Source organism: Solibacillus sp. R5-41, from assembly GCF_002736105.1.
Taxonomy (GTDB): domain Bacteria; phylum Bacillota; class Bacilli; order Bacillales_A; family Planococcaceae; genus Solibacillus.
This window is the reverse complement of sequence record NZ_CP024123.1, coordinates 2,671,495-2,689,446: the sequence shown is the minus strand read 5'-3', so window position 1 is coordinate 2,689,446 and position 17,952 is coordinate 2,671,495. Positions and strand designations below refer to the sequence as shown.

General features: G+C 40.7%; 15 protein-coding genes. 14 read left to right on the top strand and 1 reads right to left on the bottom strand.

Annotated features, from left to right (window positions below; genetic code table 11):
- The first annotated feature begins 383 nt into the window (after window positions 1-383).
- From CSE16_RS13245 to CSE16_RS13200, 10 genes are all read left to right on the top strand, one after another.
- Window positions 384-1,478 carry a Glu/Leu/Phe/Val family dehydrogenase gene (locus CSE16_RS13245; protein ID WP_099424337.1) on the top strand — a complete coding sequence of 365 codons (1,095 nt, stop codon included), beginning with the start codon at window positions 384-386 and terminating at the stop codon, window positions 1,476-1,478.
- Between the two features lie 233 nt (window positions 1,479-1,711).
- On the top strand, window positions 1,712-3,124 hold the full coding sequence (gene lpdA / locus CSE16_RS13240) for a dihydrolipoyl dehydrogenase (protein WP_099424336.1): 1,413 nt from the start codon (window positions 1,712-1,714) through the stop codon (window positions 3,122-3,124).
- A gap of 19 nt (window positions 3,125-3,143) precedes the next feature.
- On the top strand, window positions 3,144-4,154 hold the full coding sequence (locus CSE16_RS13235) for a thiamine pyrophosphate-dependent dehydrogenase E1 component subunit alpha (RefSeq protein WP_099424335.1): 1,011 nt from the start codon (window positions 3,144-3,146) through the stop codon (window positions 4,152-4,154).
- Window positions 4,154-5,137 carry an alpha-ketoacid dehydrogenase subunit beta gene (locus CSE16_RS13230; protein ID WP_099424334.1) on the top strand — a complete coding sequence of 328 codons (984 nt, stop codon included), beginning with the start codon at window positions 4,154-4,156 and terminating at the stop codon, window positions 5,135-5,137. Before CSE16_RS13235 ends, CSE16_RS13230 begins: the two co-directional genes overlap by 1 nt.
- A 90-nt stretch (window positions 5,138-5,227) precedes the next feature.
- Window positions 5,228-6,565, top strand: coding sequence for a dihydrolipoamide acetyltransferase family protein (locus CSE16_RS13225; protein ID WP_099424333.1), 1,338 nt, complete (start codon window positions 5,228-5,230; stop codon window positions 6,563-6,565).
- 120 nt (window positions 6,566-6,685) lie between these two features.
- Window positions 6,686-8,377 (top strand): methylmalonyl-CoA mutase family protein, encoded by a 1,692-nt coding sequence (locus CSE16_RS13220; RefSeq protein WP_099424332.1) that lies wholly within the window; start codon window positions 6,686-6,688, stop codon window positions 8,375-8,377.
- A complete protein-coding gene (gene scpA / locus CSE16_RS13215; protein ID WP_099424331.1) occupies window positions 8,374-10,524 on the top strand; it encodes a methylmalonyl-CoA mutase in 2,151 nt (716 codons plus the stop codon). Before CSE16_RS13220 ends, scpA begins: the two co-directional genes overlap by 4 nt.
- On the top strand, window positions 10,524-11,624 hold the full coding sequence (meaB, locus tag CSE16_RS13210; RefSeq protein WP_099424330.1) for a methylmalonyl Co-A mutase-associated GTPase MeaB: 1,101 nt from the start codon (window positions 10,524-10,526) through the stop codon (window positions 11,622-11,624). The genes scpA and meaB overlap by 1 nt, the downstream gene beginning before the upstream one ends.
- Window positions 11,625-11,691: 67 nt before the next feature.
- On the top strand, window positions 11,692-12,132 hold the full coding sequence (locus CSE16_RS13205) for a BrxA/BrxB family bacilliredoxin (protein WP_099424329.1): 441 nt from the start codon (window positions 11,692-11,694) through the stop codon (window positions 12,130-12,132).
- Between the two features lie 105 nt (window positions 12,133-12,237).
- Window positions 12,238-13,194: an aromatic acid exporter family protein gene (locus CSE16_RS13200; RefSeq protein WP_099424328.1), complete on the top strand. Its 957-nt coding sequence runs from the start codon at window positions 12,238-12,240 to the stop codon at window positions 13,192-13,194.
- A 24-nt stretch (window positions 13,195-13,218) separates the two neighbouring features.
- Here CSE16_RS13200 and prli42 read toward each other — a convergent pair whose 3' ends face one another.
- Entirely contained in the window at window positions 13,219-13,314 is a 96-nt protein-coding gene (gene prli42 / locus CSE16_RS21430) for a stressosome-associated protein Prli42 (RefSeq protein ID WP_157764822.1), read from the bottom strand.
- A gap of 369 nt (window positions 13,315-13,683) precedes the next feature.
- On the opposite strand from prli42, the gene mce reads away from it, so the two are divergent.
- The 4 genes from mce (at window position 13,684) to CSE16_RS13180 (ending at window position 17,911) form a co-directional block, all read left to right on the top strand.
- A complete protein-coding gene (gene mce, locus CSE16_RS13195) occupies window positions 13,684-14,100 on the top strand; it encodes a methylmalonyl-CoA epimerase (protein WP_099424327.1) in 417 nt (138 codons plus the stop codon).
- Window positions 14,100-15,659 (top strand): acyl-CoA carboxylase subunit beta, encoded by a 1,560-nt coding sequence (locus CSE16_RS13190; protein WP_099424326.1) that lies wholly within the window; start codon window positions 14,100-14,102, stop codon window positions 15,657-15,659. Before mce ends, CSE16_RS13190 begins: the two co-directional genes overlap by 1 nt.
- Window positions 15,660-15,786: 127 nt before the next feature.
- Window positions 15,787-16,647: a hypothetical protein gene (locus tag CSE16_RS13185; protein WP_099424325.1), complete on the top strand. Its 861-nt coding sequence runs from the start codon at window positions 15,787-15,789 to the stop codon at window positions 16,645-16,647.
- Window positions 16,648-16,876: 229 nt separating this feature from the next.
- On the top strand, window positions 16,877-17,911 hold the full coding sequence (locus CSE16_RS13180) for a TlpA disulfide reductase family protein (protein WP_157764820.1): 1,035 nt from the start codon (window positions 16,877-16,879) through the stop codon (window positions 17,909-17,911).
- Window positions 17,912-17,952 lie beyond the last annotated feature (41 nt).

The window sequence follows — 17,952 nt, the reverse complement described above, 5'->3', positions numbered from 1 at the left end:
GGACGCAATTACGTCAAGGCGTAATTGATCTAAACTAATTTTACAATGGTAAAATAGAAAGTCAAGAAAACGAAAATCAATCCTGAAAAAATCTAGGAAATTGTGACAAATAATCAATAATTAACTATACTTATATAATTTTTCATATCCCCAAATTCAGTGTAGCGTTTTTAGAGTAAAATCACTTTATAATAGAAGTAATAATCTGAATATTCCAACTTAGGTGATTTTCAAAGATTATGGTTGCGTGTTTTTAATTTTGAAAGTATTGTAAATTTATAGATAAATAGAACATGCATATTCAAGCAAATATTTATCAATGCCAACAAAATAATAATAAAAGCGAGAAGTAAGCGCTTTCTTATCAGGGGAGAGATGTTAATATGGAAATCTTCAAGTATATGCAAAAGTATGATTATGAACAATTGGTGTTTTGCCAAGATGAAGCTTCAGGACTAAAAGCCATAATTGCCATCCATGATACGACATTAGGACCAGCTCTTGGTGGTTCGCGTATGTGGACATATGCCTCAGAAGAAGCGGCGATTGAAGATGCACTTCGACTTGCTCGTGGAATGACTTATAAAAATGCAGCAGCAGGACTCAATTTAGGTGGCGGGAAAACCGTTATCATTGGAGATCCATTTAAAGATAAAAACGAAGAAATGTTCCGCGCTCTAGGACGTTTTATTCAAGGGCTTAATGGACGTTACATTACAGCAGAAGATGTAGGGACGACCGTAGCGGATATGGATTTAATACATGAAGAAACAAATTATGTAACAGGCATTTCTCCAGCGTTCGGCAGTTCAGGAAATCCATCGCCTGTCACAGCTTACGGGGTATACATTGGCATGAAGGCCGCGGTAAAGGAAGCTTACGGAAATGATTCACTTGAAGGCAGAACAGTTGCAGTTCAAGGGCTAGGAAATGTGGCGTATACACTTTGTGAGTACTTGCATAAAGAGGGTGCAAAATTAGTCGTTACTGATATTAATCAAGCGGCCATTGATCGCGTAGTGAATGATTTTGGTGCAACAGCAGTCTCACCGGAAGCTATTTATGACCAAGAAGTAGATGTCTACTCGCCATGTGCATTAGGTGCCGTTATAAATGACGCAACGCTCCTTAGATTAAAAGCGAAAGTGATTGCGGGCTCTGCGAACAATCAATTAGCACAGTCTAGTCATGGTGAAGCATTACATAAAATGGGCATTGTGTATGCACCGGATTATGTCATCAATGCGGGTGGCGTTATCAATGTAGCAGATGAATTGTATGGTTACAATCGTGAACGTGCGATGAAGCGTGTCGGATCGATTTATACGAGCTTAGAAAAAATCTTTGAAATTTCGAGAACACAAAATATCCCAACGTATTTAGCTGCGAATCGTTTAGCAGAAGAACGAATTGCACGCGTTGCAAAATCGCGCAGTCAATTTTTACAAAACGAGAAATCAATTTTGAATGGCCGATAAAATTAACTTTTTTCAGCAGAAGTCTCCCACCTCAATAGGTGGTGAGATGAAAGCGGTTTTTAGTTTCATTTCAGGGAATGTCAAAACAAACGTTGAAATAAGTTATGGCTCCGGGGATGTCACAGAATCGGAAAGGAGTTCTTTGTGCTAGCACAATTCCGATTCTGGACGCAATTATGCCGAGGTATAATTGATTTAATACTGTGATTCATAGAAACAAAGGGGTGACCAGCATGGCGAAAGAGTATGATGTCGTTATATTAGGTGGAGGGACAGGTGGTTATGTTGCTGCCATTCGCGCATCACAATTAGGCTTGAAAACGGCCGTTGTGGAAAGTGGTAAGCTTGGGGGCACTTGCTTGCACAAAGGATGTATTCCAACGAAAGCATTGCTTAGAAGTGCCGAAGTATTTGCACAATCAAAGCGTGCCGATGAATTTGGTATCGAAATACAGCATACCACTCTCAATTTTAACAAGGTTCAAGAGCGTAAGGAAACGGTTGTCGAACAGTTGCATAAAGGTGTTCAGCATTTGATGAAAAAAGGGAAAATTGATGTATTTAACGGGTATGGTCGTATTCTAGGTCCATCTATCTTTTCGCCGATGCCAGGCACGATTTCTGTTGAAATGAATGATGGCTCTGAAAATGAAATGCTTGTTCCAAAAAACGTCATCATTGCAACAGGTTCTAGACCGAGAAAGCTAGCAGGCGTCGAAATTGATGGCCAAACGATTTTTACATCGGATGAATTTTTGAACATAACGAATCTGCCAAAATCCATCATTATTGTTGGTGGGGGTGTCATCGGGATAGAGTGGGCGTCGATGTTACATGATTTTGATGTGGACGTCACGATTATCGAAGTAGGGGCGCGCATTTTACCAACGGAGGATCGCGATATTTCAACTGAAATGATGAAGCTTTTAACGAAGCGCGGCATTAAAGTTTACACTAATGTCGAATTGGATCCTAATAATATTACGAAATCCGAACAGCAGGTGAAGGTGAAGCTTTCAGGGTTGGAAATTACGGCTGAAGCGATGCTACTATCAATTGGCAGACAAGCAAATGTTGAAAATTTCGGCATCGAAAATACGGAAATCGAAATTGAAAATGGCTTTATTCAAGTAAATGAGTCATTCCAAACGAAAGAAAGCCATATTTATGCAATAGGAGATGTCATCGGTGGTATGCAGTTGGCGCATGTTGCGTCACATGAAGGCATTCATGCAGTCGAGCATATTGCAGGTAAGCATCATATTCCATTCCATTATGCGAATATCGCACGAGGCGTTTATAGTTACCCAGAAATTGCGAGTGTTGGGTTAACCGAGGAACAAGCGAAAAACCAAGGCTATAAAATTAAAACGGCGACATTCCCGTTTAAAGCGATTGGCAAAGCGATTGTTTATGGGGAGACGGATGGCTTCGTCAAAATCATTGCGGATGAAGAAACGAATGATGCGATTGGTTTCCATTTGATTGGTCCGCATGCAACAGATTTAATTTCAGAAGCAGCGCTTAGTCTCTTTTTAAATGCTTCACCGTGGGAAGTGGGTCAGATGGTTCATCCGCATCCAACATTAAGTGAAGTAATTGGTGAAGCGGCATTAGCTGTTGAAGGTAAAGCGATTCATTATTAACAGATAGGGGCTGTTTTGTATGAATGAAACGGTAGTAACGCATGATCAAGTAGGGTTATCTGAGGAAGATGTGCTTAAAATGTACGAAACGATGCTACTTGCGCGACGAATTGATGAGCGTATGTGGTTATTAAATCGTGCAGGGAAAATTCCTTTTGTTATTTCTTGTCAAGGCCAGGAAGCTGCTCAAGTAGGTGCAGCATTTGCACTAGATAATCAAAAGGACTATATCGCACCGTATTACCGTGATATGGGCGTTGTTTTACATTTTGGCATGACGGCAAAGGATTTAATGCTTTCTGCGTTTGCTAAAGCAGAGGACCCGAATTCCGGGGGACGTCAAATGCCTGGACATTTTGGGCAGAAGAAAAATCGAATATTAACTGGCTCTTCTCCCGTTACGACACAAGTACCACATGCAGTTGGGGTGGCGCTTGCAGGTCGTTTACAACAAAAGGACTTCATCACCTTTGTGACGCTTGGTGAAGGTTCATCTAACCAAGGTGATTTCCATGAAGGTGCCAATTTTGCGGGCGTTCATAAATTGCCGGTCATTATTATGGTGGAAAATAACCAATATGCGATTTCGGTCCCAGTAGAGCGTCAACTAGGCTGTGCAAAAGTATCGGATCGCGGCATTGGCTACGGGATGCCTGGCATTACAGTGGATGGGAAAAACCCACTTGAAGTGTATAAAGTGGTGAAAGAGGCGGCTGACCGAGCACGTAATGGCGAGGGACCTTCTTTAATTGAAGCGGTCACATTCCGTTTAACGGCGCACTCGTCGGATGATGATGACCGTCAATACCGAACAGCGGAAGATATCGCAGAAGGGCGAGCAAAAGATCCAATTTTACTTTTTGAAAAGTATATAAAGGATGCAGGCATTGCGGATGAATCTTGGTTCGAGCAAATAAATGAGCAATTGATGGTGATTGTAAACGAGGCGACGGATTATGCAGAGGCTGCTCCTTATGCAGCACCTGAGGATGCACTGAAATATGTCTTTGCGGAAGGAGATGAAGCATAATGGCTGTGATTTCCTATATAGATGCGATTAATATTGCTATGAAAGAAGAAATGGAACGAGATGAACGCGTTTTTGTTTTGGGTGAGGATGTTGGGCGTAAAGGTGGCGTTTTTAAAGCGACTGCAGGATTATATGACCAATTTGGTGAGTATCGCGTGTTGGATACACCTCTTGCAGAAAGTGCCATTGCAGGTGTGGCTATAGGTGCAGCAATGTATGGCATGCGCCCAATCGCTGAAATGCAATTTGCTGATTTCATTATGCCAGCAGTGAATCAAATCGTTTCGGAAGCGGCTAAAATTCGTTACCGTTCAAATAATGACTGGGACTGTCCAATTGTTGTCCGTGCGCCTTTTGGTGGCGGAATCCATGGCGCGCTCTATCACTCTCAATCTGTAGAAGCGTTATTTGCAGGGACGCCTGGTTTAAAAATCGTCATTCCGTCCACACCTTATGATGCGAAGGGCTTATTAAAGGCGGCAATCCGTGATCCAGATCCAGTATTATTTTTCGAGCATAAGCGGGCATACCGTTTAATTAAAGGGGAAGTACCGACTGAAGATTATACAATTCCGATTGGTAAAGCTGATGTGAAGCGTCAAGGGAATGATGTGACGGTCATTACTTATGGATTGGCTGTTCATTTCGCATTGCAAGCTGCTGAGCGTCTAGCGAAGGATGGTATTGAAACGCATATTTTAGACTTGCGTACGGTGTATCCTTTAGACCAGGAAGCGATTATTGAAGCGGCGAAAAAAACAGGGAAAATCTTGCTTATTACGGAGGATAATAAGGAAGGCAGCATCATCAGTGAGGTTGCGGCAATTATTGCAGAGCATTGCCTCTTTGATTTAGATGCCCCAATTAAGCGACTAGCGGGGCCAGATGTGCCAGCCATGCCTTATGCGCCAACAATGGAAAAGTTCTTTATGATTAATCCTGATAAAGTAGAGCGCGCCATTCGTGAATTAGCAGCGTTTTAACTTCTTTCAGATTCATCCCACCTCATAAGTGGTGAGATGAATCTGGATGCATTTATGTCGAGGCATAATCGATTCATAGGGGGATGCAAAATGACCATTCAAAATATTATGATGCCACAATTAGGGGAAAGTGTGACGGAAGGCAAAATCGATAGTTGGTTAGTGAAAGTTGGCGACAAGGTAAACAAATACGACCCGATTGCTGAAGTAACGACCGATAAAGTGAATGCCGAAATTCCGTCCTCATTTTCTGGTATAGTGAAGGAATTGATTGCAACGGAAGGGGAAACACTGCCTGTAGGTGCCGTTGTTTGTTCCATCGAAGTAGAAGACGCAGAAACACAACAAGCACCGGTAGTGGGCAGTTCAAATGTTAGCTCAGCCATTTTAAATGCAGGTTTGCAGCGACAAGAATCACCTGCTCCAGTAGTAGAAACGCCTGATACTAGCGAGCGTCCTAAACGCACGGTTGGTCGCTATTCACCGGCAGTGCTACTATTAGCCTCGCAAAATAATGTGGATTTAGCGCATGTACAAGGGACAGGGCTCGACAATCGCATTACACGAAAAGATGTGGAAGCATATATTGCCGCTGGAAAACCTGTTCAACTAATAGAGGAAAGCCCGCAACAACAAGCGGTTGAGCAGCAACAACAAAACGTGCCAGAAAAAACGAGCGCGCCAGATGTTGCTCCGAGTCATTCTGAAGTTGTCCCGACAGCTTCAGGGGATATTGAAATTCCAGTTACATCTGTACGCAAGGCCATCGCGAAGAATATGGTGCGTAGTTCACTTGAAATTCCACATGCGTGGATGATGATGGAAGTCGATGTGACGGAGCTTGTCGAGTATCGCGACAGCATCAAAACGGAGTTCAAGCAAAAAGAAGGCTTTAATTTAACATACTTTGCCTTTTTCTTAAAAGCAGTCGCACAAGCTTTAAAGGAATATCCGCTCATCAATTCCGTTTGGGCAGAGGATAAAATTATCCAAAAGAAAAACATCAATTTATCCATTGCTGTTGCGACGGATGATGCGTTGTTTGTGCCAGTCATTAAAAATGTGGACGAAAAGTCGATTAAAGGCATTGCTAAAGAAATTAACGAACTATCTACAATTGTGCGAAATGGCAAGTTAAAAATGGAGCACATACAAGGTGGTACGTTCACGGTAAATAATACCGGTTCATTTGGTTCAATCCAATCTATGGGAATTATTAATTATCCGCAAGCTGCTATTTTACAGGTGGAAAATATAGTAAAAAAACCTGTAATAGTACAGGGTAATATGATTGCACCACGTTATATTGTGAACTTATGTTTGTCATTAGATCATCGAATTTTAGATGGTTTAATTTGCGGTAAATTCCTTAGTCGTGTCAAAGAATTGCTCGAAAATGTTGATAAACAGAAGATGTCAGTCTACTAAAAATGCCAAGGAAGCCTGTGGTTACGGGCTTTCTTTATTTTTTTTTCTTTATTATCTGAACATTCTCGGGTAATATATAGTACAGAAATATAACAAGGGGGGAAGCTAGAAAGCGTCCATATGACAACAAATATGAAAGACATCGAATTTCAATCGACTAGTTATGAACAATGGCAAGAAGAAGCTGTAAAAGCTTTGAAGGGAAAACCATTTGAATCCCTATTCACAAAAACAATTGACAACATTACATTAGAGCCTCTTTATACACAAGAAACATTGATCGAAAAATTAGGTGAACAATTAGAAAAACAAGTTTCAACGATTCGTAATTTAACAAAAGAATCAGATTTTGCAGTAGCTCAGCAAATTGTTGGTGAAGATGTGGAAAGTTTCTTTGCAAATTTACAAGAAAGCCTAGCGCGTGGCAATGATGTCATCACAATCAATAGCCCAGTTGCCTTTGAATGGAACGAAGAAGCGCTTGGTCAATTAGCTGATTATTTATCGGAATATTCATTTAAACTGATCGTGCAATCAACTAATGACAATTTATTAAGCGCTTTCACAAAAATTGAAAAAGCGAAACGTGCGACAGTAGAAGGCTATATTATTGCACCTGAAGCTGTTGAATTAGCAGATTACCCTAACGTGCGCACATTTGCAGCGAATACGATTCCTTTCCACAATAAAGGTGCAAACGCTGTACAAGAATTAGCAATCGCATTAGCGCAAGCATCTCAATTAGCAAATACCGTGGAGGATTTCAAAGCATTTGAAAGCAAATTCTTTGTAAACTTTGCGATTGATACACAGTTTTTCTCAGAAGTCGCGAAAATTCGTGCATTTAAAGTGTTATGGAAAGCATTTGCTTCAGCATTCGGCACTGAAGCAAGCGCTGTCCCAGTAGTAGTCGAAACATCTGTCCGCAGTTTTTCAAAGCTAGATGTATATGTAAACCTACTACGTGCAGGCAATGAAGCATTCGCAGCGGCAATCGGTGGTGCAGATGTTGTAACAGTCCATCCACATGATTGCTTAACAAAAGCAACAGATCAATCGGTTCGTATCGCTCGTAACGTGTCCCTCGTAACGAAAGAAGAATCACATGTACTAAACGTCCTTGATCCTGCTGGTGGCTCGTACTTTGTGGAGTCGTTAACAGCAGACTTGGTAAAAGAAGCATGGGCATTATTCCTTGAAATCGAGCTAGCAGGTGGTTTAGATGCGTATACTGCACTTCAATCGGATATTGAAGCGGTTTATAGTAAGCGCATTCAAGCGGTAGAAACACGCAAGCATTCATTAATTGGCACAAATATTTATGCAAATCCAGTAGATACAATTGCAACAGAAGAAAACGGGCAATTTGCGGATGTGAAGCGTTTAGCGATTCCATTTGAAAATTTACGTACATGCTTCTCACAAGCAGGTATTAAAACGGCTATTTTAACGTTCGGTGCGCTTAAAAATTACAAGCCACGTGCTGATTTTGTACAAGGCTTCTTCGCAACAGCGGGTATTGTTGCTGAGCAAACAGAAGGCTTTACGTCGATAGAAGATGCGAAAAAATGGATAACGAATGCGGCATTTGATTATGTTGTAATAGCAGCAACAGATGAGGATACGAAAGCGTTAGTCCCTGCATTATTAGACGGTAAGCGTTCAACTATTGTGTTGGATGCAGCGGGTAAATATAAAGAAGACGAAGCAACTTGGACAGCAACTGGCTTAAACGGCTTTATTTTTGCAGGTCAAAACATCGTCGAGAAGTTGAACAGCGTAGTAGCGAGCGTGAAGGGGGTACAACAATGAGTAAAGCAAATTTTAAATCTGTTGTAATTGAAGACGTTTTACATCAAGAGCAACGAACTTCAACAGGCTCATTTTTGACAAACGAAGGCATCGAAGTTAAAACGGTATATAACGCTGAGGACATTCAAGATGTAAAACATACAAAGGATGTAGCAGGGATTGCGCCAAATACGCGCGGACCTTACCCAACGATGTATGTAGCACGTCCATGGACAGTACGTCAATATGCAGGTTTCTCGACTGCTGAGGAATCAAACGCCTTTTATCGTCGAAACTTAGCGATGGGTCAAAAAGGGTTATCGGTTGCCTTTGACTTAGCGACACACCGCGGTTATGACTCTGATCACCCACGAGTAAAAGGTGACGTAGGTAAAGCTGGTGTAGCAATCGATTCGATTGAGGACATGAAAATTTTATTTGCGGGCATTCCGTTAGATCAAATGTCAGTTTCTATGACGATGAATGGCGCAGTTTTACCAATTTTAGCATTTTACATTGTTGCAGCTGAAGAGCAAGGGGTATCACCGGATAAGCTTGCGGGTACAATCCAAAATGATATTTTAAAGGAATATATGGTGCGTAATACATATATTTATCCACCAGCAATGTCAATGAAAATTATTGCCGATATTTTTGAATTTACAGCGAAACATATGCCGAAATTTAACTCGATTTCAATTTCGGGCTACCATATTCAAGAAGCCGGTGCGACAAATGATATTGAGCTAGCTTACACACTTGCTGACGGTCTTGAATATGTACGTACGGGGTTAAAAGCAGGAATTGATATTGATGCCTTTGCACCACGTTTATCATTCTTCTGGGCGATTGGCATGAATTACTATATGGAAATTGCAAAAATGCGTGCTGCACGTCGTATTTGGGCGCAAATGATGTCGACATTCGATCCGAAAAATCCAAAAACATTAGCGTTACGTACGCATTCTCAAACGTCTGGTTGGTCATTAACGGAGCAAGATCCATTCAATAACGTCACACGTACATTGATTGAAGCGAACGCAGCAGCGATGGGTCATACACAATCACTTCACACGAACGCATTAGACGAAGCGATTGCATTACCGACAGACTTCTCTGCACGAATTGCACGAAATACACAGCTATTCTTACAAGAAGAAACGGGTATGACAAAAGTAATTGATCCATGGGGCGGCTCTTATTATGTTGAGAAGTTAACAGAAGAGTTAACGGAAAAAGCATGGGCATTAATCGAGGAAATTGAAGAGCTTGGTGGTATGGCGAAAGCGATTGAAACAGGTCTTCCAAAAATGAAAGTTGAGGAAGCAGCGGCAAAACGTCAAGCGAAAATCGACTCAAAAACAGAAACAATTGTTGGTGTAAACAAATTCCGTTTAGCAGAAGAGGAGCCAATTGATATTTTAGATATCGACAATGCCCTTGTACGTGACCAACAAATTGAACGCTTAAACACAATGAAAGCAGACCGTGATGAAGCAGAAGTGCAAAAACATTTAGCACGTTTAACAAAAGCTGCGGAGGATGGAGGAGAAAACTTACTAGCTGTTGCGGTGGATGCGGCTCGTGCACGTGCTTCATTAGGCGAAATTTCTGATGCGATTGAAGCTGTATCAGGACGTCATAAAGCGATTATTCGTTCCATTTCGGGCGTTTACTCTGCGAACTTCTCAGATCATGAAATGATTGAAGAAGTGAAGGAAATGACAGAAGGCTTCATCGAAAATGAAGGTCGTCGCCCACGTATTTTAGTGGCAAAAATGGGTCAAGATGGACATGACCGTGGGGCGAAAGTTATCGCAACAGGCTATGCAGACTTAGGCTTTGATGTGGATATTTCACCATTGTTCATGACACCAGAAGAAACTGCGCAAATGGCGAATGAAAACGATGTACACTGTGTCGGCGTATCGAGCTTAGCAGCAGGTCATAAAACACTTGTACCAGAGTTAGTAGCGGAGCTGAAAAAATTAGGTCGTGAAGATATTATCGTTATTTGTGGTGGGGTTATTCCAGCACAAGACTATGATTTCTTATATGAATCAGGTGCGGCAGCTATTTTCGGTCCAGGTACAGTTATTCCGGTATCAGCAATGAAAATTATCGAAGAAATCTACAAAAAGCTTGGCTACGAGGAAGTGGCAGAATAATGACGAAGAATAATCAAGAGCCAAGCGCTTTATTTGTGATGGAAGGCGTGAAGGGTGGACATGATGGTATGAATTATTCAAACCCGAAAAAATTCCGCAAAAAAAAGCAGGATCATCTTGATATTTCGAAATTAGCGGAGCAAGTTCGTGCAGGTGATCGTACTTCCTTAGCGAAGGCGATTACACTGATTGAAAGTTCGAACAATGTGCATAAGGAAGAGGCTCAAAAGCTATTGCAGGAGCTATTACCTTACACGGGGAATTGTATTCGCATTGGTATTACAGGTGTGCCAGGTGCAGGGAAAAGCTCCTTCATTGAAGCGTTTGGGACGATGCTTAGTAAAATGGGCAAACGGGTCGCGGTGCTTGCGATTGATCCAAGTTCTTCGCTGTCAGGCGGTAGTATTCTTGGGGACAAAACACGGATGGAAGAGCTCGTTCGTCAACCGAATGCCTTTGTTCGCCCATCGCCGAGCGCCGGGACATTAGGTGGCGTGCATAAAAAATCACGTGAAACGATGCTCTTATGCGAGGCAGCGGGCTATGATGTGCTCCTCATTGAAACAGTCGGTGTTGGACAAAGTGAAACATTTGTGCGCGGCATGGTGGACTTCTTCTTATTGCTTGTTTTAACAGGGGCAGGAGATGAACTGCAAGGAATGAAAAAGGGGATTATGGAGCTAGCTGACGGCATCATTGTGCATAAGGCGGACGGGGATAATGTTCGTTTTGCCCGTCGAACGATGCAAGAGTATAAACAAATCCTCCATTTCTTACAGCCGTCTACTCCAGGCTGGATGAGTACGTCTTTAACGGTGTCATCCATGGAGAAAAAAGGGCTTGACGATGTCTGGACTATGTTAATGGCTTTTGAGGAAACGGTGAAAAAATCAAATTATTGGTCGATTCGGCGTCATGAGCAAACGCGTGATTGGTTCCATTCGATGATTACCGACCATTTAATCGATTCGTTTTACCAAAATGCCGACCGCAAAAAACAAGTAAGGTCACTAGAAGACGACATCCTAAAAGGTCGACTTACCGTAACACAAGGTGTAAACGCACTTTTTGATGAAAAAGAAGGCCATGATTTGTCATGATTGTGCTTTGCAGTTCTTTGCTTGCACTGCTATGATTAAAGAGTACTTTGAAAGGGGCTAATCGCTTATGAATATGGATTATGATTTATTTATGCAACAAATTACAACGACAGCACGTGCTGAAATGGAAGCAGCAGGCTACGAGCAGCTGCGTACACCAGAAGAAGTAGAAAATGCGTTTGCTCGCAAAGGTACTACTTTAGTAATGGTCAACTCAGTATGTGGATGTGCTGGAGGTATTGCTCGTCCGGCAGCAACGCATTCGGTTCATTATGATAAACGTCCTGACCATCTTGTAACAGTGTTCGCTGGTCAAGACAAGGAAGCAACGAATGCAGCGCGCTACCTATTTGGTGAAGATCACATACCTTCATCACCATCATTTGTGTTATTAAAAGATGGACAAGTAGTTGCTGAAGTAGGCCGTTATGAAATCGAAGGACATGACCCAATGTCTGTGGTAACAAACTTGCAAGGAAACTTTGAAGAATATTGCGAAGAGCTGTAATTCTTTTTTATTACTAAATATACTTTTGCAAATTTCAAAGATACTCTCCTTGTACAAATCCGTACAAGGGGAGATCTTATTAAAAATGGGGGAATAGGCTCCGATATGAAAAGATTTTCAATCGGCTATCGTACACTAAAAACGGCGTTCGGTGCTGCTGTTGCGATCGCAATCGCCCAGTATTTAGATTTGCAATTTTTTACAGCTGCGGGTATTTTAACAATTCTATGTGTTCAGCCGACGAAGAAAAAGTCCGTTCGCGCTGTGTACACACGGATTATTGCGAGTTTTACAGGCATGCTTTATGCGTTCGTATTTTTTGAAACATTCGGTTATTCACCGGCAGTATTAGGCGTTGTCTTGCTTTTATTTATCCCTACAATTGTGTCGTTTCGTGTGGCAGAAGGGTTTGTATCGAGTGCGGTTATTTTAATGCATCTTTTTTCAACAGCGAATTTTACTGTGGATTTACTTGTCAATGAACTTTCTCTAATGGCTATTGGGTTTGGAATGGGGCTCATTGTCAATATGTATATGCCTGATATCGAACCAGAACTTAATTTTCATCGTCTGAAAATTGAAAAGATTTATAAAAAAATACTATCTGAGATCGCGGGCTATTTACGAAACGGTGATACGATGTGGGATGGTAAGGAGCTTATTGAAGCAGCAAACGTGTTAAATGCGGCAAAAGCGTTGGCGTTTAAAGACGTCGAAAACCATTTAACGCGGAAGGAAAACTTTTATTATGTTTACTTTGACATGCGAGAAAAACAGCTCGAGATTATTGAGCGTGTGCTACCTAAAATTACAGCGCTCCCAGTCATGACAGTTCAAGCTCCGTTAATCGCTGCCTTTTTAGAAGAGTTAAGTGAAAATGTTCACTCGGGCAATACGGCAAGTCATTATCGAGAGAAATTAGAAATTGTGAAAGTGGAGTTTGCGAAAATGCCCTTGCCGCAAGATCATGAAACCTTCTTAGCAATGGCCGCGATGTATCAATTTATTGAGGAAATGGATGAGTATTTAGTCATTAAGCAGTCATTTAAAGTAAGGAAATAAAAAAATGGATGTATAAAACATCCATTACATAATTGCGGCAACGCCCATTGCAACTGTTGAAATTAACATAATGATAACCATTGAATAAACGACTATTTTTTGAAATTTTTTGTTACTCATATTTTTCGCTCCTTCGTATTAACTAGTAATAGTGTAACAAATCTCTAGGAATTCTCAAGTATATTTATCTTGTTTCACTAGAAATCCTTCATTTTTTTAGTAGGGGATGAATTCCAAATATGCAATTTTATTCAGTGGGCTTTCAAATCCCAGCTGAATCGGGGGAACACTGGCTAAGCGCCGCATTATGTGGCAATGCCAGTGTGACCAAATTCTTTTTTTGCCAAAGTCCCCCGGCGCATTAATAATTTTCGAAATCTTAAAATGGATCAGAACATTTAAATAGATTACAAGAAGCTGACACGTGGCATCGGCACTGCATAATCGCAGTCTTGCAAAATATTGGACATTTAAAGGAGAGTATAAAGCGTGGAAAAAGTTGATCATATTGGTATAGCTGTTCGTAATATTGACGAACGGATTACATATTACACAAATACATTAGGTTTAAAATTATTAAAAGTAGAAGAAGTAGAATCACAACAAGTAAAAGTGGCTTTCATTGATGCTGGCAATGTGAAAATCGAATTGCTAGAGCCAATGAGCGAAAAAAGTGCGATTCATGGCTTTTTAGAAAAACGCGGCGAAGGAATTCACCATGTTGCATTTGGCGTTACAGGTATCCGCGAGCGCATGGCGGAACTTCGTGAAAAAGGCGTTCGATTACTTTCGGACGAGCCAGGACCAGGTGCTGGTGGAGCTGAAGTAGCGTTTTTACATCCGAAAGATTCTTACGGTGTGCTTTACGAATTATGTGATAAAAGTGGAAAAGGGGATAACAAATAATGACAATTACACTAGATATGTTCGATAAAATTAACGACCTTTACGACCGTAAACAATTAATTGAATTAGGTGGCGGTGATGCCCGCATTGAAAAGCAACACGAAAAAGGCAAAAAGACTGCTCGTGAACGTATTACATTGCTTTTAGATGAAGGCACATTTGTTGAAATTAACCCATTCATTACACACCGTACAGTAGACTTCGGCATGGAAAAATTAGAAGGACCTGGCGATGGAGTTGTGACAGGCTTCGGTAAAATTAACGGCCGTAACGTGTACTTATTTGCACAAGATTTCACTGTATTTGGGGGAGCACTTGGTGAAATGCATGCGAAAAAAATCGCAACAGTAATGGATTTAGCCGCGAAAAACGGTACACCCTTTATCGGCATTAATGATTCAGGCGGTGCGCGTATTCAAGAAGGCGTATTATCACTAGATGGTTACGGTCATATTTTCTACCGTAACTCGATTTATTCTGGTGTAATTCCACAAATTTCAGTAATCATGGGACCATGTGCGGGTGGTGCGGTTTATTCTCCAGCGATCACAGACTTTATTTTAATGGTTGATAAAACGTCACAAATGTTCATTACAGGTCCTAAAGTTATCGAAACAGTAACTGGTGAGAAAATTTCAGCTGAAGGTTTAGGTGGTTCAAAAGTACACAATGCAGTATCAGGTAACGCACACTTCCGCGCAGAAGATGAAGATGCAGCGATTGCTCAAATTCAGCAATTACTTTCTTATTTACCACAAAACAATAAAGAGAAAGCACCAAAACAAGCTGCTCCAGAAGGTGATAACTACCGATCTGAGCTTGTAGACGTTGTACCAATTGACCAAACGAAATCATATGATGTACGTAAAGTGGTAGAGCAAGTTGTCGACGAAGGTACATTTATGGAAGTGCAAAAAGAATTCGCGAAAAACATCGTTGTTGGTTTCGCTCGTATCGCGGGTGAATCAGTTGGTTTAGTATGTAACCAACCAAAATTCCTAGCAGGTGGTTTAGATATCGATTCATCTGACAAATTAGCGCGTTTCGTACGTACTTGTGACGCATTCAACGTTCCTGTTATTACATTTGAAGACGTATCTGGTTTCTTCCCAGGTGTTAAACAAGAACATGGTGGTATTATCCGCCACGGTGCGAAAATCCTTTATGCATATTCAGAAGCAACTGTACCTAAAATTACGGTTATTCTTCGTAAAGCTTACGGTGGTGCATATGTAGCATTAAACTCAAAATCAATTGGTGCTGACTTAGTATTTGCTTGGCCAAACGCTGAAATCGCAGTAATGGGCGCAGCAGGTGCAGCAAACATTATCCATGCAGGTGAAATCGCAAAATCTGCGGATCCAGAAGCAACACGTGCAGCGAAAATTGAAGAATACAAAGAGAAGTTCGCAAACCCATACGTAGCAGCTTCACGCGGTATGGTAGATGATGTTATTGATCCACGCGAAACTCGTATTAAATTAATTCAAGCATTAGATATGCTATCAACAAAACAAGAAGACCGTCCGTACAAAAAACACGGAAATATTCCACTATAATTTTATCTTCTTAGCAAAATTGTATACTAGTGAAGGGCAGAAACGTTGACTTATGATGTTTCTGCTCTTTTTGTGATAGGAGTAGTTTGGTAGATATAATAATGCATTTTTATAGAGGGGGAGAATAATGAAAAACGAACGTAAAATAATTGGAATTGACAAATTAGACGATTATGAAATACATCTAGCCCTAAAAGAAGGGATAACTGAATTTGAGTGGCGCATCCAAGCAAAAAAATATAAGGAATTATTTGTTGAAGTTTGCAATGATATCGTTGGAGGCATTGGGATAAGTTGGACAAATTCGAATCATCCTACAGCCAAATATATCCACGTCATCTCAGATATTGCTGGTAACAACTTGATGGAAAAATTGCTTCACAACAATTCACCACACACTAAAGTAATCTTTTCATGTTGGGAAGATGAAAAGGATAAAATACTGCTCATTCACCAATTTAATTTCAAACTTTTCCGAAAAACTTTTATGGAACGCTACGATGTAGACTTTCTAGTTCAGAAACTCCAAACAACAGATTCTATTCCTGCTTTCCTCTCGTTGCAACAAATTCTAAATAATCCGCTTTTAGAAAAGGATTTATTTCAACTTTTAAAACATAACTATGAGCAAACACATTTGCATAATCCTGCAAAAGAAGTAGGGTGGCAAACTTGGAAAGATAACTTGATGGAAGATGAAATAGATTTAGACTTAAGTTACATCGCGATTGATAACGGTCGTGTAAGTGCATATATTTTTGTACATCCAATTAATCAAGATCATTATGAAATTGGATGGGTAGGTAAAAGAAATAATTTCAATCTAACAAGCATTTTAAAAAAACAGCTTATCCAATTAGCTCATAATGGTGTAAAGACTGTTGAATTCGAAATCGATACAACAGATTACAATGCTTATCAATTTGCAAATATTCTAGATTTAGATAGCAAAAGAAGTTGGAATTCTTATATTTTAGAAAATACTTGAAGTTTTCAATAGTTCCAAACGACACTCTGGAAATGATCTAAAATAATGCAGTTTTATAGTTACTAGGGAGGTCTATTTGTGAAGTTTACTGAGTTTGGGATAGGAAATACCTGGTTAGCCAATCGTGACAACGTATAATTTTAAATAAATGAGAAGGGGCAAGCAAAAATAAGCTTGCCCTTTTTTACAATAAGGACTCAATTCTACTTGGATTGAAGAAAGGATGCATATGGATTATTTATCGATTGGCTCTATCAATGTTCCGTATAGTTGGCTCGCATTTTTGGGCGCCGTCTTTATTTCAGAATGGATGACCAAAAAGAACAAAGATACGCAATTGGATGCGTACCTTTTTTTATACGTCGTCATTTGGAAGCTTAGCTATGTCGTTTTTTACTTTGATGCCTTTGTCAAAGCGCCGTTATCCGTCCTTTATTTTGATGGGGGGATGAAAGGGCATTATTTAGCTATTTTCATTGCGGTGCTTCAGCTTATCCGCAAACGACATACGCTTCAATTAGATGCATTATGGCAAGGGTTTATCCTTTTTATCGCAAGCTACCACGTCATTTTTGGATTGTTGCAGCAAAATTGGCTAGTCGTTATTTTGGCGGTCATTGCACTCATTGTTATTTTCAAAAATAGCCATGTTGCCACGTTTTTTGTGAGCCTGCTCGTATTTATCCAGTATCCGCTTCAGGAGATTTGGCCGGCGATTTTTATTGCGTTCCTCATTTTGGTCGTTGTACTTGGTCGCACTAAGCAGCTGCAGCAAACTTTCGCGATTGCAGTGATTGCGTTTTTAATGGGCATGACGCTGTATTCACCGCAGCAAAACATTGAAGCAACCACTGCAATGAAGAGAATTGAGTTAACGGCAACAGCAGGGGATAGTCGAACATTACACAATCCACAAAAACAACTGACAATTGTCAATTTCTTCGCGACGTGGTGTCCACCGTGTAAGGCGGAAATGCCGCATTTACAAGCATTTCAAGAGAATCTTCCAGAAACAGTCGAGCTCGTGGGCGTTAATTTAGCCGCTCGAGATGATGGGGAGCAAGCGTTACAAAATTTCTTGACGAAATATAACGTAACGTATCCGATTTTAGTGGATGAGGATGATCAAGCTGGGAAAGGATTTGGTATTATTTCCATTCCGACAACGGTTATTTTGAATGCGGAAGGACAGGAGTTACACCGGATTGTCGGACCTTTGAGTGAGGCTACATTACAGCAGCTCGTTGAACGGTATATGCAGTAAAAAAGTGCCAGGCCCAAGAATTTTCATGGGCCTGGCACTTA

What these genes read in the sequence shown, in the direction of transcription:
- CSE16_RS13245 (WP_099424337.1), top strand. Translation starts at nt 384, where the DNA reads ATGGAAATCTTCAAGTATATGCAAAAGTATGATTATGAACAATTGGTG.
- lpdA (WP_099424336.1), top strand. Translation starts at nt 1,712, where the DNA reads ATGGCGAAAGAGTATGATGTCGTTATATTAGGTGGAGGGACAGGTGGT.
- CSE16_RS13235 (WP_099424335.1), top strand. Translation starts at nt 3,144, where the DNA reads ATGAATGAAACGGTAGTAACGCATGATCAAGTAGGGTTATCTGAGGAA.
- CSE16_RS13230 (WP_099424334.1), top strand. Translation starts at nt 4,154, where the DNA reads ATGGCTGTGATTTCCTATATAGATGCGATTAATATTGCTATGAAAGAA.
- CSE16_RS13225 (WP_099424333.1), top strand. Translation starts at nt 5,228, where the DNA reads ATGACCATTCAAAATATTATGATGCCACAATTAGGGGAAAGTGTGACG.
- CSE16_RS13220 (WP_099424332.1), top strand. Translation starts at nt 6,686, where the DNA reads ATGACAACAAATATGAAAGACATCGAATTTCAATCGACTAGTTATGAA.
- scpA (WP_099424331.1), top strand. Translation starts at nt 8,374, where the DNA reads ATGAGTAAAGCAAATTTTAAATCTGTTGTAATTGAAGACGTTTTACAT.
- meaB (WP_099424330.1), top strand. Translation starts at nt 10,524, where the DNA reads ATGACGAAGAATAATCAAGAGCCAAGCGCTTTATTTGTGATGGAAGGC.
- CSE16_RS13205 (WP_099424329.1), top strand. Translation starts at nt 11,692, where the DNA reads ATGAATATGGATTATGATTTATTTATGCAACAAATTACAACGACAGCA.
- CSE16_RS13200 (WP_099424328.1), top strand. Translation starts at nt 12,238, where the DNA reads ATGAAAAGATTTTCAATCGGCTATCGTACACTAAAAACGGCGTTCGGT.
- prli42 (WP_157764822.1), bottom strand. Translation starts at nt 13,314, where the DNA reads ATGAGTAACAAAAAATTTCAAAAAATAGTCGTTTATTCAATGGTTATC.
- CSE16_RS13190 (WP_099424326.1), top strand. Translation starts at nt 14,100, where the DNA reads ATGACAATTACACTAGATATGTTCGATAAAATTAACGACCTTTACGAC.
- CSE16_RS13185 (WP_099424325.1), top strand. Translation starts at nt 15,787, where the DNA reads ATGAAAAACGAACGTAAAATAATTGGAATTGACAAATTAGACGATTAT.
- CSE16_RS13180 (WP_157764820.1), top strand. Translation starts at nt 16,877, where the DNA reads ATGGATTATTTATCGATTGGCTCTATCAATGTTCCGTATAGTTGGCTC.